Annotated in this window: 18 protein-coding genes; 9 read left to right on the top strand and 9 right to left on the bottom strand. The window is 71.6% G+C overall.

Translation table 11 applies throughout. The features are described 5' to 3' along the window. Positions 1-68 precede the first annotated feature (68 nt). Positions 69-872 (top strand): carbohydrate ABC transporter permease, encoded by an 804-nt coding sequence (locus ABZ621_RS02240; RefSeq protein ID WP_360599913.1) that lies wholly within the window; start codon positions 69-71, stop codon positions 870-872. Positions 873-944: 72 nt separating this feature from the next. Here ABZ621_RS02240 and ABZ621_RS02245 read toward each other — a convergent pair whose 3' ends face one another. Continuing rightward, a complete protein-coding gene (locus ABZ621_RS02245; RefSeq protein ID WP_360599915.1) occupies positions 945-1976 on the bottom strand; it encodes a LacI family DNA-binding transcriptional regulator in 1032 nt (343 codons plus the stop codon). Positions 1977-2362: 386 nt separating this feature from the next. Here ABZ621_RS02245 and ABZ621_RS02250 point away from each other — a divergent pair, with 386 nt between their 5' ends. From ABZ621_RS02250 to ABZ621_RS02260, 3 genes are all read left to right on the top strand, one after another. Then, positions 2363-2692, top strand: coding sequence for a hypothetical protein (locus ABZ621_RS02250; protein ID WP_360599748.1), 330 nt, complete (start codon positions 2363-2365; stop codon positions 2690-2692). Continuing rightward, positions 2683-3924, top strand: coding sequence for a cellulose binding domain-containing protein (locus ABZ621_RS02255; RefSeq protein ID WP_360599917.1), 1242 nt, complete (start codon positions 2683-2685; stop codon positions 3922-3924). Before ABZ621_RS02250 ends, ABZ621_RS02255 begins: the two co-directional genes overlap by 10 nt. A gap of 320 nt (positions 3925-4244) precedes the next feature. Further along, entirely contained in the window at positions 4245-6005 is a 1761-nt protein-coding gene (locus ABZ621_RS02260; RefSeq protein WP_360599750.1) for an ABC transporter ATP-binding protein, read from the top strand. Between the two features lie 63 nt (positions 6006-6068). Here ABZ621_RS02260 and ABZ621_RS02265 read toward each other — a convergent pair whose 3' ends face one another. Together ABZ621_RS02265 and ABZ621_RS02270 are read right to left on the bottom strand one after the other, a co-directional pair. Beyond that, positions 6069-7361 carry a cellulase family glycosylhydrolase gene (locus ABZ621_RS02265; protein ID WP_360599752.1) on the bottom strand — a complete coding sequence of 431 codons (1293 nt, stop codon included), beginning with the start codon at positions 7359-7361 and terminating at the stop codon, positions 6069-6071. Between the two features lie 401 nt (positions 7362-7762). Beyond that, positions 7763-8128 (bottom strand): hypothetical protein, encoded by a 366-nt coding sequence (locus ABZ621_RS02270; protein WP_360599754.1) that lies wholly within the window; start codon positions 8126-8128, stop codon positions 7763-7765. A gap of 573 nt (positions 8129-8701) precedes the next feature. Here ABZ621_RS02270 and ABZ621_RS02275 point away from each other — a divergent pair. The 4 genes from ABZ621_RS02275 (at position 8702) to ABZ621_RS02290 (ending at position 12970) form a co-directional block, all read left to right on the top strand. Next, positions 8702-9109: a hypothetical protein gene (locus ABZ621_RS02275; RefSeq protein ID WP_360599756.1), complete on the top strand. Its 408-nt coding sequence runs from the start codon at positions 8702-8704 to the stop codon at positions 9107-9109. 18 nt (positions 9110-9127) lie between these two features. After that, positions 9128-9988, top strand: coding sequence for a DUF4344 domain-containing metallopeptidase (locus tag ABZ621_RS02280; RefSeq protein WP_360599758.1), 861 nt, complete (start codon positions 9128-9130; stop codon positions 9986-9988). A 425-nt stretch (positions 9989-10413) separates the two neighbouring features. Next, positions 10414-11289, top strand: coding sequence for a leishmanolysin-related zinc metalloendopeptidase (locus tag ABZ621_RS02285; protein WP_360599759.1), 876 nt, complete (start codon positions 10414-10416; stop codon positions 11287-11289). 874 nt (positions 11290-12163) lie between these two features. Continuing rightward, entirely contained in the window at positions 12164-12970 is an 807-nt protein-coding gene (locus ABZ621_RS02290) for a class I SAM-dependent methyltransferase (RefSeq protein ID WP_360599760.1), read from the top strand. Positions 12971-12992: 22 nt separating this feature from the next. Here the strand turns inward: ABZ621_RS02290 and ABZ621_RS02295 are convergent, their stop codons facing one another. Continuing rightward, positions 12993-13928, bottom strand: coding sequence for a LysR family transcriptional regulator (locus tag ABZ621_RS02295; RefSeq protein WP_360599762.1), 936 nt, complete (start codon positions 13926-13928; stop codon positions 12993-12995). 102 nt (positions 13929-14030) lie between these two features. Between ABZ621_RS02295 and ABZ621_RS02300 the strand changes: the two genes are divergently transcribed. Further along, positions 14031-14915, top strand: coding sequence for a DMT family transporter (locus tag ABZ621_RS02300; RefSeq protein WP_360599764.1), 885 nt, complete (start codon positions 14031-14033; stop codon positions 14913-14915). A gap of 342 nt (positions 14916-15257) precedes the next feature. Here ABZ621_RS02300 and ABZ621_RS02305 read toward each other — a convergent pair whose 3' ends face one another. The 5 genes from ABZ621_RS02305 to ABZ621_RS02325 form a co-directional block, all read right to left on the bottom strand. After that, positions 15258-15944: a 2OG-Fe(II) oxygenase gene (locus tag ABZ621_RS02305; RefSeq protein WP_360599766.1), complete on the bottom strand. Its 687-nt coding sequence runs from the start codon at positions 15942-15944 to the stop codon at positions 15258-15260. 168 nt (positions 15945-16112) lie between these two features. Continuing rightward, positions 16113-16661 carry a methylated-DNA--[protein]-cysteine S-methyltransferase gene (locus ABZ621_RS02310; protein WP_360599768.1) on the bottom strand — a complete coding sequence of 183 codons (549 nt, stop codon included), beginning with the start codon at positions 16659-16661 and terminating at the stop codon, positions 16113-16115. Between the two features lie 26 nt (positions 16662-16687). Continuing rightward, entirely contained in the window at positions 16688-17488 is an 801-nt protein-coding gene (locus tag ABZ621_RS02315) for an MGMT family protein (protein WP_360599770.1), read from the bottom strand. Continuing rightward, entirely contained in the window at positions 17485-18075 is a 591-nt protein-coding gene (locus tag ABZ621_RS02320) for an RNA polymerase sigma factor (protein ID WP_360599772.1), read from the bottom strand. Before ABZ621_RS02320 ends, ABZ621_RS02315 begins: the two co-directional genes overlap by 4 nt. A gap of 52 nt (positions 18076-18127) precedes the next feature. Continuing rightward, positions 18128-18904: an AfsR/SARP family transcriptional regulator gene (locus tag ABZ621_RS02325; RefSeq protein WP_360599774.1), complete on the bottom strand. Its 777-nt coding sequence runs from the start codon at positions 18902-18904 to the stop codon at positions 18128-18130. Positions 18905-19009: the final 105 nt, after the last annotated feature.

Below are 19009 nucleotides of genomic sequence, written 5' to 3' on the forward strand. Positions count from 1 at the left end.
CCTCCCCCGACCTCACCGCCGCCCCGAACCGGCCCCGCCCCGCGCGCCGCCGGCTGCCCGTCGGCGGGATGCTGACCTATCTGTCGCTGATCGCGGCCTCGGTCGTCGTGCTGCTGCCGCTCGCGGTCGTCTTCCTGACCTCGCTCAAGACCTCGGAGGAGGTCGGCGACGGCAGCGCGCTCTCCCTGCCGGGGAACTGGTTCAACTTCGAGAACTACGTCACGGCGTTCGACGACGGCAAGATGCTGATGGCCTTCGGGAACACCGCGTTCATCCTGGTGTTCTCGATCGGCGGCACGGTCATCATCGGCTCGATGACCGCCTACGCGGTGGACCGGTTCGACTTCCGGGGCAAGAAGCTCGTGATGGCGGGCTTCCTGATCGCCACCCTCGTGCCCAGCGTCACCACCCAGGTCGCGACCTTCCAGGTGATCAACGGCCTCGGCCTGATCGACACCCGCTGGGCACCGATCCTCCTGTACATGGGCACCGACATCGTCTCGGTGTACATCTTCCTGCAGTTCATCCGCGGCATCCCCGTCTCGCTCGACGAGGCCGCCCGGCTCGACGGCGCCAACGCCTTCACGATCTACCGGAAGATCATCTTTCCGCTGCTCAAGCCGGCGATCGCCACCGTCGTCATCATCAAGGGGATCACCACCTACAACGACTTCTACATCCCCTTCCTCTACATGCACTCCGAGGACCTGGGCACGATCTCCACCGCGCTCTTCCGCTTCAAGGGTCCCTTCGGCGCCCACTGGGAGGCCATCTCGGCCGGCGCGATCCTCGTCATCGTCCCGACGCTGATCGTCTTCCTGCTCCTCCAGCGGTGGATCTACAACGGCTTCGCGCAGGGATCCACCAAGTAGCGGGAGCGGCACGTCGAGGCCGGGCCGTACGGGGGACGGCCCGGCCTTCGAGCACCCGCGACGGGCGGGTGGTCAGCGCGCGGCGGGCTCCGGCGGCGGGGGAGAGGTGCTGCCCCGGGGCACGAAGTGCGCGTAGCCGTCGCGCACGCTGCCGACGTCCTCCCCGCCGATCAGGGAGAGCAGCGCGGCCGCGGAGCGGGCCCCGTAGGCGGGGATGTCCCGGGTGACGGCCGACAGCATGGGGCGCACGACCTGCGTGAGCGGCGACTCGTCCCACGCGACGACCGAGAGGTCGGCGGGGATGGCGAGGTTCAGCTCCTGGGCCACGGAGAGGGCGGCCACGGCCATGATGTCGTTGTCGAACACGATCGCCGTCGGCCGTGCGGACGCGATCAGCAGCGCCCGGGCCGCCCGCGCGCCCGCGTCGCCGGTGTAGTCGGTGTGCACCACCGTCGCCTCGGGGATCCCGGCCTCCCGGCACGCCTCCGCGAGGGCGGCGTCGCGGACCGCCGTGTGCGCCAGCTCGGCGGGGCCCGCCACGCGCGCGATCCGCCGGTGCCCGAGCGCCGCCAGGTAGCGGACGATCTCGTGGACACTGGCGCCGTCGTCGGACCAGATGGCCGGCAGGCCTCCGGCCACCTCCGGCGGGCCGATCGCCACCGCCGGCAGGCCGATGTCGCGGACGGCGTCGACCCTCGCGTCCTCGGAGTGCAGATCCATGAGGAAGACGCCGTCGACGCGCCGTTCGCCCCACCAGCGCCGGCAGACCTCGATCTCCTGCTCCTGGTCCGCGACCATCTGGAGCATCAGCGCGTACGCGTGCTCGGCGAGCACCGTCTCCACGCCGCTGATGAACTCCATGAAGAACGGCTCCACGCCGAGCGTCCGGGCCGGCCGCCGCACGACCAGCCCGACGGCCTGCGCCCGCCCGCCGGTGAGCGCCCGGGCGGCGCTGTTGGGCCGCCAGCCCAGCTCCTCGGCGATGCTCTTGATCGAGGCGCGGGTGGCCTCGGAGACTCCGGGCTGGTCGTTGAGCGCGTACGAGACCGCCACCTTCGACACGCCCGCCCGACGCGCGATGTCCGCCATCGTCGGCCGTTTCACTGCCACCCCAGCTCCATCCTGAACTCTCGACGCCTCGACCCTACCGCCAGGCCGTGGTCCTGGTGGCGGGCCCGCTGGACGCGGAGTGCGGCAGACCCGGATGCGGACCGGTTCCGGGCGGCGGGGGAGCACGCCCCCAGGCCGCTGAATCACGTCGACAGGCCATTGATTCACGTCAACGGGCCATTGATTCAAGCGAGTTGAAGCCATTGACATGCTCTGTCGTCCTCTCTACGGTTCCCCTCGAAATTAACCGGTTAATTGGCGTTCCGGGGTGAGCCGCCCCCCCCCGGACGACCGGTTCCTCCTCCAGCTCCCTCAGGACGAAAGGGAACCCCTATGAGTACGTCCCCCACGCCGTTCGACAGGCGAGACGCGCGGGTCCCTTGGCCCTTCTGCTCGCGGCGGTGCTGGCCCTCACCGGCCTCGTCGTCGCCCGCCCCACCCAGGCCGCCGCCGACAGCGGCGACTCCTTCGTCACCCGCTGCGGCATCCGCTTCTGTCTCGACGGCGAGGAGTACTTCTTCGCCGGCGCCAACGCCTACGACATGTTCACCTTCGGGGCCGGCTCGGGCGACACCGAAACCCAGCACATGGACAAGGCCCGCATCGACGCCAGCACGGCTTCGAGGAGCGCGAGGGCGAGTTCAACGAGCAGCAGTACGCCGCCTTCGACTACCTCATCGAGTCGGCCAAGGCCCACGGCCTGCGCCTGATCCCCGTCTTCGAGAACTACAGGGAGGCGTACGGCGGCATCGACACCCGTCTGCGCTGGGAGGGCCTCTCCGGCGGCCACCCCGCCCGCGCCGCCTTCTTCGACAAGAACCGCTGCCCCGGCTGCTTCACCTCCTACAAGAACTCCGTCTCCTACGCCCTCAACCGCACCAACCACTCCAGCGGGGTGAAGTACAAGGACGAGCCGGCCATCCTCGCCTGGGAGCTCATGAACGAGCCCCGCTACGAGGGCCAGAGCGCCGCCGAGAACGTCGACGGCACCACCCTGCGCGCCTGGGTCGACGAGATGGGCGCCTTCGTCAAGTCCATCGACCCGAACCACCTCCTGGGCGCGGGCATCGAGGGCCACGGCACCAAGTACGGCTTCGGCGGCGACTCCGGCAACCCCTTCGTGCACGTCCAGAAGTCCCCGTACATCGACTTCACCTCCGCCCACCCCTACCCGACCGAGCACTGGGCGGACCTGAGCATCGAGGAGACCAAGGACCTCGTCCGCGCCTGGATCCGCGACTCCCACGAGGTCGTCGGCAAGCCCTTCTTCGTGGGCGAGTTCAACGTCCACAACGTCGACCGCGCCCTGTGGTGGCGGGAGATCTACGCCGCCTTCGAAGAGGCCGGCGGCGACGGCAGCGCCTTCTGGTGGTACCAGGACCGCACCATCGACGGAAAGTTCGGCGTCTCCGAGGGCGCGCCCGAAGTCGCCGTCTTCCGGGCCCACTCCGACCGCATGGCCGCACAGAGCGGCCTCCCCGGCACCACCCCGTCCCCGACCCCCACCGACCCGACCACACCGCCCACCACGGAGCCGACGGGGCCCACGACCCCGCCCACCACGGAACCGACCGGGCCCACCACTCCGCCCACCACCCCGCCGACGACTCCTGCTCCGGCCGGTTGCGCCGTCACCTACACGCTCTCCGACTGGGGCACCACCTTCAACGGCAGCGTGACGATCCGCAACACCGGCGGCACCCCCGTCGAGGGCTGGCGGCTGGCCTTCGGCTTCCCCGGTGACCAGCGGATCACCCAGATGTGGAACGCCGTACCCGTCCAGGACGGGCGGGCCGTCACCGCGAGCAACCCGTCCGGCTACAACGTCACCATCGCCCCGGGAGCCTCCGTGAACTTCGGCTTCAACGGCACGTCCCCGGCCGGCACCAACGGCGTGCCGACCGCCTTCACCCTCAACGGAAAGGTGTGCGCCACCGCCTGACCGCGCACACGGCAGTGCAGGGGTGCCCGCTTCCGCGGGCACCCCATCTCGGCGTTCCGCGTCGGAGGCCGGTTCAGCCAGGGTTTCGCAAAACTTCGACGGGGACTCGCCGGCACTGGAATCGGACGGCCCGCGCGCCGCATGCTTCTCCGAGAGCACGCCGCCGTCCTCGCCCCCAGGGAGATCCGGGCCGTCCCACGGCCGCGGGACCGGGGCCGCCCTCGTACGCGGCGGGCCTCCGCCCCGTCCCCCTGCCGTCACCGGACGCGTGCCACGGCGCAAGGGGCGGCCGGCCCCGACGAAGGAAGCCCGCAGAAGCCATGAACCACAGCCCGCTCGACCACCGCTACCGCGGCGAACACCCGATCCGCACCGTCCACTACCTCTTCAGGCCCGATCGCGCCCGGCTCGCCGGGGCCGTCGCGGTCTTCTTCGCCAAGCACGCGCCGGTCTGGCTGCTCCCGCCGGTGACGGCGAACGTCATCGACGTCGTCGTCGAGCACCGGCCCATATCCGAACTCTGGTGGAACTGCGCCGTGATGCTCACGGTCCTCCTCCTGAACCCGCCGCTGCACCTGCTGTACGTCCGCTGGATGCACGGGGCGGTCCGCCGGGTCGGCCGCGACCTGAGGTCCGCCCTCGTGACCCGGATGCAGCAGCTCTCCATCGGCTTCCACAGCCGCACCAGCTCGTCCGTGCTCCACGCCAAGGTGGTCAGGGACGTCGAGACACTGGAGACGGGAGTCCAGCAGACGGCGGACAACGGCCTCACCGCCGTGGCGACCCTGGCCGGCGGCCTCGCCGTCATCGCCGTGGTCACCCCGGTCTTCCTGCCGGTCTTCCTCCTGCTCGTCCCCGTCGCCGTGCTGCTCATCGGCGCGCTGCGCGCACGGCTGGGCGAGGGGAACACCTCGTACCGGCGTTCCGTGGAGCGCATGTCCGCCTCCGTCAGCGACATGACCACCCTCATCCCCATCACCCGCGCCCACGCCCTGGAGCGCACGGCCCTGGGCCGCGTCGGACGCGAGCTCGACCGGGTGCAGCGGGAGGGGACGCGACTCGACCTGCTCAACGCCCGCTTCGGGTCCCTGTCCTGGGTCGTGTTCAACGGGCTCGGCACGGCCTGCCTCGCGGGCGCGGCGCTCGTCGCGTACCACGGCTGGGCGTCGGTCACCGCGGGCGAGGTCGTCATGCTCAGCGCCTACTTCTCCACCCTCACCGGCGCCGTCACCAGCCTGCTCGCGCTCGCACCCGTCGTGGGCAAGGCGGTGGAGTCGCTCAAGTCCGTCGGCGAGGTCCTGCAGGCGCCCGACCTGGAGGTCAACGACGGCAAGCGGCGGGTGGAGGAGGTCGCGGGCGCGTTCCGGTTCGAGAACGTGGGCCTGACGCACGGCGACGGTGACGAGCCCGCCCTCAGCGAGGTGGACCTCGACGTGCCGGTCGGCACCACCCTCGCGATCGTCGGTGGCTCCGGGGCGGGCAAGTCCACGCTGCTCAACCTCGTGCTCGGCTTCCACCGTCCCACGGCGGGCCGGGTCCTCCTCGACGGGCAGGACATGGCCGACCTCGACCTGCGGAGCTACCGCAGGTCCGTCTCCGTGGTGCCCCAGGAGTCCGTCCTCTTCGAGGGGACCATCAGGGAGAACGTCACCTACGGCCTGGAGGACGTCGACGACGGGACGCTGCGGCGCGCCCTGCGCGACGCCAACGCCGCCGAGTTCGTCGACGCGCTGCCGGAGGGCCTCGACACGGTGGTGGGGGAGCGCGGCACCCGGCTCTCGGGCGGCCAGCGGCAGCGGCTCGCGATCGCCCGCGCCCTCATCCGCGACCCCCGGGTCCTGGTGCTGGACGAGGCCACCTCGGCGCTGGACGCCCGCTCCGAGGCGCAGGTCCAGGAGGCGCTGGCCCGTCTGGTCGCCGGCCGGACGGTCTTCGTCGTGGCCCACCGCCTCTCCACGATCAGGAGGGCCGACCGGATCGTGGTACTGGAACGGGGGCGGGTGGTGGAGTCCGGAAGCCACCGCGAGCTGCTCGAACGGGACGCCGCCTACGCGCGCCTCCAGGCGACCCAGCTGGCCTGACCCGCAGGACGAACAGGGGTGCCCTCCCCCTCCCGGCGACGGGAGGGGGAGGGCACCCGCTGCTCAGCGATCGGCGGCGCTGCCGCGCACGACGCAGGAGCGGCTGTTCTCCCAGCCCCATCCGTCGCCGTCGGGGTCGGAGGCGCTGCCGTTGGCGCAGTACGGGTAGCCGTTCGGCGCCGTTCCGCCGGTGCTTCCGCCGCCGGAGCCGGTGTCGGCGGCGCTGCCGCGCACGACGCAGGAGCGGCTGTTCTCCCAGCCCCATCCGTCGCCGTCGGGGTCGGAGGCGGTGCCGTTCACGCAGTACGGGTAGCCGTTGGGAGCCGTGCCGCCGGTGTCCCCGCCGCCGTAGACGGTGGCGCGGGTGGACGTGGCGGAGATGCCGTCGGCGCCGTTGAAGAAGCGGTTGCCCCAGGTGGTCAGGGAGCCGGCGTCGAAGCCGGTGACCATGTCGAGGTACTCGACGCCGCTGCCGTTGCCGCTCCAGGACCAGCCGAGGTAGCCGACGCGCAGCGAGCGGGCGGTGGCCATGATGGCGTTCTCGTCGGGGTTGCCGTCGCTGTGGTTGTCGCCGAACTCGCCCACCACGATGGGCAGTCCGTTGCTCACGAAGTGGTTCAGGTAGTCCTGGACCTCGGCGGCCGTGTCGTACACGCCGTACATGTGGATCGAGAAGATCGTGTTGCGGCGGGGGTCGGCGGCGAAGACCGAGGCGGCGTTGGTCCGCATGGTGTTCGACCAGTCCTGGCCCCAGTTGGGGGCGTCCACCATCAGAGCGTTCTCGATGCCGGCGTTCCGCAGCTTGCCGATGGCGCTCTGGGTGGCACCGGTCCAGGCGGTGTAACCGCTGTTGCCGTAGGGCTCGTTGCCGATGTTGACGACGACGTAGTCCTCCTGGCCCTGGAAGGCGCTCTTGACGCCGATCCAGTAGTCGGCGGCCTGGTCGAGGGTGGCGGCGGCGCCGTCCTCGCCGTACCCGGTGGTGTCGTGCACCTCCAGGACGCAGATGACCTTGTTCGTCTTGCAGTCGTCGATGATCGACGACACCTGGGAGGTACTGGTCTCCGTCCAGCGGTCGCCGCTGGAGAGCACGACGCGGACGGTGTTGGCGCCCTTGGCGGCGATGTCGGCGATGGCGCCCGTCTCGCCCGGGTACCAGGTGTGCGCGTGGTTGACCCCGCGCATCACGAACTCGTTGCCGTTGGCCTCGTAGACGCGGCCGTTGCTGACGTGGATGCCGCTCTCGGCGGCCTGGGCGGCTCCGGCGGTGCCGAAGACGGGCAGCAGCAGCCCGGCGACGCCGGCGAGGGCGCTGCCGGCGGCCGTGAGCCACGTCCTGCGCGATGACTTGGTCATGCCTCTCCTCGTAAGGGAAGGGGGATGGAGCCCCGCGCACGCACGACTCCGATGACGAGACAACGTTGTCAGAGCGCAAGGACCGAGCCGCTGGTCTGCGTGTCGGGGGTGTCCACCATGAGGCACCCGTGGCCGGATCCGTGTCAAGCGTGAAGGACGCGTTTATGGCGAGGGCATGAGGGGGCCGGCTCGGTTCAGTGAATGACCGCTGAACGTACGGCCGTTCCTGCGGTTCTGTCGTCGCGTCATGGCCATGTGTCTACTGAACCGCGGCTCGCCGAAGTGAACCGGCCGGGCACCGCGCCGCGTCGCGCTCGCGCACGGGGTCGTGAGCCGAAGCCCGCGCGGAAGGCGCCCGGTCGGCGGGCCGCACAGCTCGCCCGGCCCGTCCTCGTCGGCACTCAGTACAGGCGGTTGACCACGTTCTTCACCGTGGTGTTCCTGAAGTAGTCGACCGGCGGTGCGCTCCAGTTGCTCTGCCACTCGATGAGCGTGACCGTGTCGCCGTCCCGGCCCACGCCGAACAGGTGGTTGTGGTAGAGGCCGCTGTCCCAGGCCGCCTCGTCGCGCATGCCGAGGACGGCGGCCCCCTCCTCGACGTCCACGGTGCCGTAGTCGTACGCGGTGACGACGCTGGTAGGGCCTTCGTAGCGGCGCGGGCAGTCGGCGTACGCCTGGCGGGCCCGGGCCGCGAACGTGATCGCCTCGGCCTCCGTCGCGAAGACGACGGTGTTCTGCACGCCGGCCGCCGTCTCGGACGTGGCCACCTCACGACTCCACACGTTCACCTCGGGTGCCTGATCCCCAGGCCAGAACCCGAAGCAGGCGCCTATGCTCCAGCCGCGCGCGGCCGGTGCCCCGTACCAGGTCGTCCCGTCCTTCGGCATGTCGGACAGGTAGACCATGCCCGGCCGCGGCCGCCACTCCACGGCTGCCGCTTCGGTCCCCGAAGCCACCGCCAACAGTGCGGTGGTGACAGCTGCGGTGAGCAGGCCGTGCGAACGCGTGCGCAACGCCATGAGTTCCCCCCGGTGGTTGGGTGCTGTTCCTGTTGCGGCCCGCATGCCCCCACAGTCCTCGGCCGGGCCACGCGGGCAGCCTGTCATCCGCTTTGTCCTGTCGCGTGCCGCCGGCGCCGGAATGGCCGGCTCTCCGCGCATCCGCGGCCGGAACGCGGCGCCGGCGCCGCGTTCCGGCCGCGGGCTCTTCCGGAAGGGCGAACCCGCAGCCGGCGGCCTCGCCTGACGACGGCCTGGCAGGAGCTGCCGGAGGAACCGCGGCGGCCTATGCTTTTTCCGTACGGCCGGTTCGCCCCCGCACAGGGAAGAGCCGCCGGAGAGGTGGCTCATGCCCCCGACACCGAGAGCGAGCAGCAGCTGCTCACGGTCGAGGCCGAGCTGGATTCGGCAGCGCGGTGGGCGACCTACCCGGTCCGACGGGTGGCGGACAACCGCGCCACCCCGTCCGACGTCGTCCACACGACGAGCGCCACCAGGTCGGCGGCGGACTCGCTCCAGTACGTCGTCGGCTCGCTGCGGGCGATCGACCGGCCCGACGCGATGAAGGACGACATCCAGCGGGCCCTCGACACCGGCAGCGACATCACAGGCGCGCTGAAAGCGGCCGCGAAGGGGCTGGAGTCCGGCAACCTCGCCGAGGCGTCCGGTCGGCTCGCCGCCGTCCAGCAGGGCCTCGCCCCCTGGACCGCGCAGATGCGGGCGCTCGAAGCGACCCGCTGCGCGCGGTGACGCCGAACGGAGACGACGATGGTGTTCCACCTGACCCCCCGGAGAGGGGCGGCGGCGCTCGCGGCCGCCGTGTCCCTGCTCTTCCTGGGCGCGTCGCCGACGCCCGCGGCCCCTTCCGCGGAGCCCGGTCCCGGGGAGCTCGTGGTGAGCTACGAGCCGGCCCAGACCCAGGAGGGCCTGGCGGAGCAGGAGTTCCTCCAGGAGAACGAGGTCCTGGAGAGCGCCGCCGCCCACGCGAACTCGCTCATCGGACTTCCGCACGACATCCCCTTGGTCGGTGCGAGCTGTGAGGAGCCCAACGCGTACTGGGATCCCGACGAGGGGGCGATCATCTTCTGTTACGAGTACGCGGCGCTCTTCCGGTCGATCTTCACGGACCTGAACACCTCGGGCACACCGGTCGAGCGGGAACGGGCCACCAACGACGACGTCATCGGCATCTCCAACAGCACGGTGTTCCACGAACTCGGGCACGCCCTGATCAGCGTGTACGAGTTGCCCATCACGGGGCGTGAGGAGGACGCGGTCGACCAGCTCGCCACGCTCCTCCTCTCCGAGGACCCCGTACACGAGGAGTACGCCTGGAGCGACATCGAGGCGTGGGGCGCGCTCGCCCTGGCGTCGGAGGAGGGCCGGATCAGCGAGGACGTCGCCGGAGAGCACTCCCTCAACGCACAGCGCTTCTACAACGCCGTCTGCTGGCTCTACGGCTCGAACCCGGCGCTCTACCAGGGCGTCGTCCTCACCGAGGCCAACCCGGACGGCTATCTGCCGGAGTCGCGCGCGGTCCGCTGCCCCGACGAGTACCGGCAGATCCAGGAGTCCTGGAGCACCCTGCTCGCCCCGTACCTCAAGAGCGGCTCCTCGCCCAGCGCCTGAGTCCGTGGTGAGGAGTGGGTGGCGTCTCCGTCTCGGTACGTCGTTCCGTCGGAGCGCAGGCCCGGCGACCGGGTCGGCGCGCCGATCGTGTCGTGCCCGGCCCAGGCGCCGGTCGCGGAGCCGGGCTCCCTCCGCCTCCAAGTCCGGGTAGCCGGCGGTCGACGGCACTCCGGCCGGCGACAGCGCGCGCGTCGGGAAGGCGTAACGGGCAGGGTCGTTCACGACGAGCGCGGCCTTCGGCTCGGTGTCGCCGAAGTCGGAGTAGTACCGCCGGCGCCGTGGTGGCCGGAACCCGGCGCTACGTTTGAATGAGCAACAGCGTGCGGGGGCCTGCCCGATCGGTGGTCCGTCACCGGGAACGTGCCTAAGCTGGTTGACGGGGGCGGTGAAGATTCACGCGGCCGCACGCGACGGGAGCCGGAGCCATGGTCGGCAGGCAGAACTACGCGACCTTCGAGACGTACAAGGCGGTGGCCGACGGGGACCGTGCGGCGGAGCTCGCCGCCACGACCTCACCCTTCCAGATCGAGGTCCGCTTCGTCCAAGGGCTGACACCAGGCCAGAAGGCCGTCTTCGCCGAGGCCGCCGAGCGGTGGGCGCGGGTGATCGTCGGCGACCTGGAGACCGCGATCGTGCGGGACTTCAGCGGCACCGTCATCGTCGACGACATCCTCATCGACGCGGAGGGAGTCCCGATCGACGGCACCGACCAGGTCCCGAACATCCTCGGCCAGGCCGGACCCACCCGGTTCCGCCGGCCGGACGCGGCCAGCGGGGCCGGACTCCCCGTGACCGGACGCATGCGGTTCGACAGCGCGGACCTCGCCGAGATGGAGGCCGACGGCTCCCTTCTCGACGTGATCACGCACGAGATGGGTCACGTGCTGGGCATCGGCACCCTCTGGGACGACTTCGGGCTGCGCCAGGACTTCCCCGGCCCCGACCCGACCTACGTCGGAACGGCGGGCATGAAGGAGTTCGGGACCCTGGTCGGCGAACCGCCGGGCCCCGTTCCCGTCGCGAACGTCGGCGGGCTGGGCAGCGCGGGCAGCCACTGGCGCGAGTCCGTCTTCGACAACGAACTGATGTCGCCGAGCATCGACGGCAACGACAACCCGCTGAGCCGGCTGACGGTCGCGAGCCTCCAGGACCTCGGCTACACCGTGGACCTGGACGCCGCGGAGCCGTACGCGCTGCCGAACCTCCTGGCGGTCGCGCGCTCCGGCCGCGTCCTCGCCACCGAGCCGCGCCGCGTCGTCCTGCCGACAGTCCCGTCCCGCGTCCCCGCGGAGGCCCCGTGACACACCCGACCGCCCTGCGCCGAGTCCCCGACACGGGCACCGGCGAGGAGGACGGACGGGGCGGCTGGCTGCCGCGGTGGAGGTGCCCGACGTCGCCCGTGTCCTTCATCGGCTCCTGCTGGACGACCGCGACACGGGGGGTGGTCCAGGAGACGGCACATTTGGTCCGGCAGGTGCGGGCACTGGCCACGGACACCGATGAAGGCGTGCGCGGGGAGGCCCTGCGGCTGCCGGCCGGACGCGCCTCGGCGGAGGAGTGAAGCCCCGGCGCTTGCCGCGTGGCCGAACGCCCGGGTCGGTGTCCAGGGCGAGGTGTACGTGGTGCATGCCCGATCGGCGGGGCCGGGGACCTGCCTCTGCCACGGAAACCCGCGGCTGACCGCCGCCGATCTTCCGAGGTCCGACATGAGCGAACACCGCGGCTCCTGCACTCCTGAGCCGGACGCGCCCGAACCGGGGATCGCATGGCACGGCCAGGCATGCGTGATCTGCGCACGGTCCGACGTGGTGTGGACCCACAGCCTGAGACCAGGAGCGTCGGCACGCGGTTCCTTCGCGCTGCCCGGCCGCATCTACCTGTGCGACGACTGCCGGACCCTGGTCGAAGCGCGCGACGACCGTGCGCTCGCCGGGCGCCTGCGATCCGCGTCGGGAGACCGGCCCGGGCCCGAGACGATCGTCCGAGCCCTCCGTGAGGCCCTCACGGGACAGCCGGTCCACCGGTAGCCCCGCTCTCGCGCCCCGAGGGTGAGCCACCGGACGACGCCTCCGTGGCGTTCGTCGAGCGCCGACTCGGCCGATGGCGTTGTCGACACGGCGGGGCCCGGCCGTCACACTTGCCGTGGAGGTGACGCCTGTGGCGGAATCGGTGGAAATGCGGGACACGGTCCGGGAGTCGTACGGGCCGGCCGACCTCAGCTCGGTCCCGGTGTTCGCCGGAGGGTTCATCAACTTCGGGTACTGGCGGTCGATCGACCTCGCCGGAGCGATCTCGGTCGACGACCGTGTCCGCAGCCAGCAGGACCTGTACCGGCGCGTGCTCGACTCCGTCGGGCCGCTCGCCGACAGGAGGGTGCTGGAGGTCGGCTGCGGGCTCGGCGTCGGGTGCGCGCTGGCGCTGCGCGAGTACGACCCCGGGCACATCACCGGCATGGACATTCACCCGCAGCAGCTGGACCGCGCCCACCGGGCCAACGCGGCTCTGCTGGAGGCCGCCCCGCCGAAGCTCCGGTTCGTCCGGGGTGCGGCGGAGGACATGCCCTTCGGGGACGGCGAGTTCGACCGCGTCCACAGCGTCGAGGCCGCCCAGCACTTCGACGACCTGATCGCCTTCGCCCACGAGACGGCGCGGGTCCTGGCGCCCGGCGGGCAGGTGGCCGTCGCGAGCTTCTTCACCCCGGACGACGACCCCGCCCACGGCGCCCGGCTCGCCGACCTCCTCGAGACGTACGCCGACGGCCTGGACATCGCCCGCCCCGTCACCCTCCTGGTGGAGGCGTTCACGCGGGCGGGCCTGACGGACGCACGGGCCGCCTCCATCGGCCCGGAGGTGTGGGAGGGCTGGGACCGCTGGCTGTCGGACCAGTGGAAGCCGGGCACCTGGCCCCGCAATTTCCTGAAGGCGTACCAGGAGGGCACTCTGGACTACTACGTCGTCACCGCCACCCGCCCCGAGGTCTGACCCGCGCCGGGACGTCGGCGGGTCAGCCGGAACGGGCCGCGGTGGGCGGCGTGTTCTCGGGCCGCCGCGTCCCGGCGGGGGCCTTGAGCGCGTCGAGCAGTGCGCGCAGTGCGGGCTGTCGCAGGGAACTCTCCCGGACCGCCGCGTAGATCGTCCTGACCGGGTCCGGGGCGCCGACCGGGCGGGCGACGACGCCGGGGTGGAGCGCGCTCAGTCCCAGTCGGGGAATCAGGCTGATGCCGAGGCCGGCGGCGACGAAGCCCTGGGCGGTGGCGTAGTCCTCGGACTTCGCCACGTAGTTCGGGCTGAAGCCGACCGAGGCACAGGCGTTGACGACCGGGGCGAGGCAGGGCCCTGGCGGTTCGCTGCCCACCCAGGGCTCGTCGGCGAGGTCGGCGAGCTCGATCACCGGCCGCGTGGCCAGGGCGTGTCCGACGGGGAGCACCGCCTGGTACGCGTCGTCGAGCAGATGGACGGCACGGATCCCCCGGTGGTGGTCGGGGGTCGGCCGTCGGACGACGAGGGCGAGGTCGGCGTTGCCGCGCTCCACCTCGGCCAGTGCGTCGTCCGGCTCGGTCAGCCGGGGATCGATCGTCACGCCCGGGTGCTCGCGGCGGACGTGGGCGAGGGCGGGGGCGAGAAGGGTCGGTCCGACCGAGGCGAAGTAGTGAAGGATCAGCCGGCCCGTGCGCCCGGCGCGCAGATCGGTCAGCGCGGCTTCGGCCTCGGCGAGGCGCTCGCCGATGTCGGCGGCGTACCGGGCGAGCAGCAGGCCCGCCGCCGTCGGCCGCACTCCCCGGCCGACCCGTTCCAGCAGGGCGATCCCCGCTTCCTTCTCCAGCGCCGCCACCTGCTGGCTGATGGCCGAGGGCGTGTAGCCGAGGTGGGTCGCCGCCGCGGTCACCGAGCCGTGGCCGATCACCGCGTGCAGCACCTGCATGCGTCGCACATCAAGCATGTAGCGCAACTTAACAAACGTGCAGATTCTTTTTCTTGTCCTTCCCATTGATCCCGGGGATCGTTCATCGCAGCCGATCAGGAGCGAGGGGTGAGAGGCTTCATGGGCAGGACACGGGGATGGGCGCGGATCGGCGTGCTCGCTCTGCTGTGGGGGTCGACGTTCCTCTGGATCGACCTGGTCCTGGACGCGCTGACTCCGGTGCAGGTGACCTTCAGCCGGTGCGTACTCGGGGCGGCCACGCTGCTGGTGGCCTGTCTGTGCTCGGGCCGACGACTGCCGAAGGGCCGGCGGATCTGGGGACGGGTCCTCGTGGCCGCCTTCTTCTGCAACGCCTTGCCCTTCGCCCTGTTCAGCATCGGCCAGCAGACCGTCGACTCGGGCGTGGCCGGGGTCCTGAACGCGACGACTCCCCTGTGGTCGCTGCTGATCGGGGTCGTCCTCGGATCCGAGCGGGGGCTCCGGCCCACTCGGCTGGGGGGACTGCTGCTCGGGTTCGCCGGAGTGGTGCTGATCTTCGCCCCGTGGCGGGCGACGGTGTCGGGCGGCTGGGCCGCCGTGGCCATCCTCGTCGCGGCGGCGAGTTACGCCGTCGGCTTCGCCTTCATGGGCCACTTCCTCGTCGGGAGAGGCATCCCCACCCTCTCGCTCTCCGCGGCGCAGCTCGTCGCGGCGACCGCCCTGACCGCGCCGACCCTGCCGGCCGGCGGTCTGACACCGGTCCGGATCGTCAGCCCGATGACGCTCGTGGCCGTGGTGATCCTGGGCGTCGTCGCCACCGGGGTCACGTTCCACCTCACGTACCAGACCATCGCCGCCGAGGGAGCCACCAACACGACGACGGTCGGCTACCTGCTGCCCGTGGTCTCCGTGACTCTGGGCGTCGTCGTACTCGACGAGGAATTCGGCCTGCGGATCGCCCTCGGGATGGCGGTGGTGCTGGTCGGCGTCGGCCTGGTGCGCCGTCAGGCACAGCTGTCCGGCTGAGCCGCCGTCGGTACGACACACCGGGCGGAGTGTTCGGGTACGGAAATCGGTGGCGGCTCCGCATCGGGCCGGACGTCACGATCATTATCCGGGCGTCATTGCCGGATTCTCGGGCCCGCGCCTCACGGGGCGGAGAAGCCGTTCGACGAAGACGTTCGACGGGCTTTTGCCACCCCTTTCGGGTGGGGCCCCTACGTCACGACATGATCGGAATGCATTTCCGGCGCCCGACCGCGGCCAGTGCGCCGGATGAAAGGGCTCCGAATGCACGTGTACCGTCCGGGGAACGGCCACGGTGACCGTTCCCCGGACGTTTTCCGTCGCGCCCGTATGGACCGGGTGTCACGGGGCGTCGTGGAAGATGACGCCGAGGACGTGCCGTCGCCCGTCGTGGATCGCGCTCACCCCGTGGCGCAGCATGACGCGGCTCCAGCCGCGCGCCGAGCGGACCGGGCGGTCGTGGACCGCGAAGATGAGTGCCTGTCCTTGGCCCGGGCGCTTCACCACCGGGCGGGACTGCGCGCGCGGGCGCTGTTCGACGAAGACGCTCTCGCCGCCGGTGAAGTCGACATCGGGGCGGTCCAGCATCACCGCCACCTGCAGCGGGAACGTCAGCTCGCCGTAGACGTCCTGGTGCAGACAGTTGTAGTCGTCCGGGCCGTAGCGCAGGAGCAGGGGCGTGGGCCGCAGCTGGCCGGCGGCCGCGCACGCCGCCGTCAGTTCGGCGTGGGTGCCTGGGAACCGGGGCCGGTCGAGGCGCTCCGCCCACTGGTTGGCGATCCGGGCCAGCGGCGGGTACAACCGCCTGCGCAGGGCGGTCACCACCGGAGGCAGGGGCGCGGCGAAGTAGCGGTAGCGGCCGCTGCCGAACCGGTGGCGGCCCATGTCGACGGTGCTGCGGAAGACGTCGTCCCGGTCGAACAGCGCGCGGACCTCCTCGCAGGCGCGCGGCGACAGCAGCGGCGGGGTGACGGCGACCCCCTCGGAGTCGAGCGCGCCGGTCAGCGCGGGCCAGTCCAGCGCGTCCACGGCGGGCAGGTCGAGCGTGTCGTCGAGGCCGGCGTCGTGTGCGCCGGGGGTTCGGTCGTGTTCCAGGCCCGGCAGGTGAGGGGTGTCGTAGCTGGTCAGGGTCGGCTCCGCGGTCGTGGATGGGGGACGGGCGCCGGAAGCGGGGGTAGTGCTCCGGCGCCCGCCGGTTCAGAGGGAGGGCGAGGGCGCCCGGCCGGACTCCAGGTCGAGCAGGAACCGCTTGGCCTCGACGCCGCCCGCGTAGCCGGTCAGGCGCCCGCCCGAGCCGACCACCCGGTGGCAGGGCAGGACCACGCACAGGGGGTTCGCGCCGAGCGCGGTGCCCACGGCCCGCGCGGCCCGCGGCCGCCCGAGCGCGGTGGCCAGCTCGGCGTAGGTGCTCGTCTCCCCGTACGGAAGGAGTCCGTCCAGCCGCTCCATGGTCGTGCGGCTGAACGGCGTGGCCAGGCGCAGGTCCATGCGGACGGTGAACGCGCGGCTGCGGCCGCCGAGGTACGCGTCCAGCTCGCGGCCCGTCTCCTCGATGATCCGCAGCTGGGCGGAGGTGGCGTCGTCCTCGGCGTCCACGGCGGTGAGGCCGGCACGGGCGATCCGGGCCTCCGCCCGCTCGCGGTCGTCGAAGGCGCACAGCACCAGCGCGTCGTCGGTCGCCGCGAGGGTCAGGGTGCCCAGCGGGGTGTCGTGCGAGGCGAGTGCCGCGGTGGAGGGGAGGGGCATGGGGGACCTTTCTGTGGTGCGCCGGGTCATACCGTGATGGGCCGGCAGCTCTTGCAGGCTCGGTAGCCCGCCTCGCGGGCGTCCTGAGCGGTGCGGAAGTGCACCCGGTGCGCGGGCGTGATCCGGCGGGCGTGGGCGCAGGTCGGATGGCAGTAGATGAAGGTGGTGTCGCTGCCGAGGAACACCGTGCCGGCCCGGGACAGCTCCGCCACCCGGCGCATGTCGATCTGCTCGGCCCGGCGCAGGGCCGAGCCGGCCTTCGGCAGGTACGCGGCGTCGCACGGCGATCCGTTGTCGTGCGTGACCCGGTGGCACGGTATGAGCACGGCGACGGGGTTGGCCGCCAGTGCGCGCAGGACCTCGGAGGGCGAGGGCGGTACCTCGGTGCCGGCCTCGCGGGCGATCCAGCCGACCGGCCGCAGCTGTCCCGCCGGAATGCGGCGTACGGCCTCCAGGACCGCGCGCTGCTGCTCCGGCAGACCGGACAGGTCGATCGGCAGCCGGTGGGCCCGGCCGGTGCGCAGCGCCGGGACGAGCCCGGCCAGGGGTCTGCCTCCCGGGATCGCCGAACGGCCGGTGCGCGCGCGGTGCAGTTCCTCGAAGCCCGTCGCGGTCAGCCCCGCCGAGTCCAGGCTGGCGCCGGTCACCGCTCGCGGGCTCGCGGCGACGAACAGTCCGCCCGCGGCCGTGTCGAGACGCACGTACGTGTCGTAGTGGTCCTCGGAGATGCCCACACGGCGCAACACCCGCAGCGCGAAGTCCTCCGGCGCCTCTGCCGTGAGTTCGGGCAGCCGCCGCGTGACGGCGTCCCCGTCGCCTTCGTTCATGTCGTCACCTCCTTCAGCGCCGGTGGTTCCGGCTCGATCAGCCGCCGCAGGCCCGCCAGGCCCCGGGAGACCTGTGCCTTCGCGGTGCCCACCGCGCAGCCCTGTACTTCGGCCACCTCTGTGTAGCTCATTCCGATCACATGGTGGAGCACGACCGGTATGCGATGGTGCTCGGGTAATGCCGATAAGGCCGTGACCAGGCGCGACCGGTCCTCCGCGGTCGCCGCGCGTTCCTCCGGGCCGGGGCTCAGGTCCGGCCAGACGTCCATGGTCTCCTCCACGGGCAGTCCGGCCGTGGCCGGACGCCGTGTGCGCGTCCGGACGTGATTGCGCCACACGTTCGCGGCGATGGTCATCAGCCACGCACGCGGACGCAGTTCACGACGGCGTGCGGGGGCGTACTCCCGCAGTGCCGTGTAGGCGCGCAGGAAGGTGTCCTGGCCCAGGTCGTCCGCCTCGGCGGAGGAGCCGGAGACCCGGTACAGGAACGCGTGGACCGCCCCGGCGTGCACCCGTACCAGCTCGGTGAAGCCGGCTTCGAGGTGCGCCGCCAGGAGTTCGGTCAGCTGCTCGGCCTTGTCGTCCATCACTGAAACAAACACCGTCCAGGGCCAGGGTGTTGCGGACGTGGAGGAGCGGTTATCCGCGAACGACCGGAGCGTCCAGTTCCGAGCTGCCTACCAGGACCGCCTGGTACAGGCGCCACATGCGGGGGACGGGTTCGATCCCCAGGGAGTCGCCGAGCGCTTGGCGCAGGCAGTGGAAGACGTCGCCGGCGCGCTGGTGCTCGCCGGAGCGGTACAGCGCGACCATCAGTTGCGCGTGCATGTTCTCGTGGGTGGGGTGGCGCGCGGTCAGCAGGCTCAGCTCGTCGACCAGCTCACGATGCTTGCCGAGCGCCAGATCGGCCTCGATGCGCTGTTCCAGGACCCCCTGCCGGGTCTCCGCCAGCTCCGCCAGGTGCGGTGAGCTGAGGGGGCCGGTCCGGACGTCCGACAGGGCGGGTCCGCGCCACTGCGCGAGGGCCAGGGTGAACAGCTCCGAGGCCGTCCGGTGGTCCCCGGCGGCGGCCGCCAGACGTCCCCGACGGGTCAGGTCGGTGAACCCGAAGCGGTCGAAGCCGGCCGGTTCCAGGGTGAGCTGATAGCCCTGGTTCCTGGTGAGCAGGAGGTGGCTGTGGTCCCGGTGGGGGCCGCGCAGGGCCTGCCGTATGTGGAGCACGTAGGTCTGCAGCGTCGACATCGCGCTCTTGGGCGGTGTCGACCCCCACAACTCGGTGATGCAGTCCCCGGCCCGCACCATCTGTGGCGTGTGCAGCATCAGGAATGCGAGGAGCTGGCGCGGTTTCGGCGCGCTCGGTACGAGATTTCCCTCAACGTCGGAGAGTAAGAGGGGGCCGAGAATACCCGACTTCATGAAGAGTTCCTATCCCCGTGACATCACGTATCGAACAGGTATCTCATTTTCTCGCACGAGGATAGGTGGGCGCCGAATCGGCGTCAAACAGGCGGGCGGGCGAAA

The organism is Streptomyces sp. NPDC007863 (genome assembly GCF_040633895.1).
Lineage (GTDB): Bacteria > Actinomycetota > Actinomycetes > Streptomycetales > Streptomycetaceae > Streptomyces.

Excerpts from the sequence above, each read along its gene's own strand:
- ABZ621_RS02240 (WP_360599913.1), top strand. The coding sequence starts at position 69 with ATGCTGACCTATCTGTCGCTGATCGCGGCCTCGGTCGTCGTGCTGCTG.
- ABZ621_RS02260 (WP_360599750.1), top strand. The coding sequence starts at position 4,245 with ATGAACCACAGCCCGCTCGACCACCGCTACCGCGGCGAACACCCGATC.
- ABZ621_RS02265 (WP_360599752.1), bottom strand. The coding sequence starts at position 7,361 with ATGACCAAGTCATCGCGCAGGACGTGGCTCACGGCCGCCGGCAGCGCC.
- ABZ621_RS02280 (WP_360599758.1), top strand. The coding sequence starts at position 9,128 with ATGGTGTTCCACCTGACCCCCCGGAGAGGGGCGGCGGCGCTCGCGGCC.
- ABZ621_RS02285 (WP_360599759.1), top strand. The coding sequence starts at position 10,414 with ATGGTCGGCAGGCAGAACTACGCGACCTTCGAGACGTACAAGGCGGTG.
- ABZ621_RS02290 (WP_360599760.1), top strand. The coding sequence starts at position 12,164 with ATGCGGGACACGGTCCGGGAGTCGTACGGGCCGGCCGACCTCAGCTCG.
- ABZ621_RS02295 (WP_360599762.1), bottom strand. The coding sequence starts at position 13,928 with ATGCTTGATGTGCGACGCATGCAGGTGCTGCACGCGGTGATCGGCCAC.
- ABZ621_RS02300 (WP_360599764.1), top strand. The coding sequence starts at position 14,031 with ATGGGCAGGACACGGGGATGGGCGCGGATCGGCGTGCTCGCTCTGCTG.
- ABZ621_RS02310 (WP_360599768.1), bottom strand. The coding sequence starts at position 16,661 with ATGCCCCTCCCCTCCACCGCGGCACTCGCCTCGCACGACACCCCGCTG.
- ABZ621_RS02315 (WP_360599770.1), bottom strand. The coding sequence starts at position 17,488 with ATGAACGAAGGCGACGGGGACGCCGTCACGCGGCGGCTGCCCGAACTC.
- ABZ621_RS02320 (WP_360599772.1), bottom strand. The coding sequence starts at position 18,075 with ATGGACGACAAGGCCGAGCAGCTGACCGAACTCCTGGCGGCGCACCTC.
- ABZ621_RS02325 (WP_360599774.1), bottom strand. The coding sequence starts at position 18,904 with ATGAAGTCGGGTATTCTCGGCCCCCTCTTACTCTCCGACGTTGAGGGA.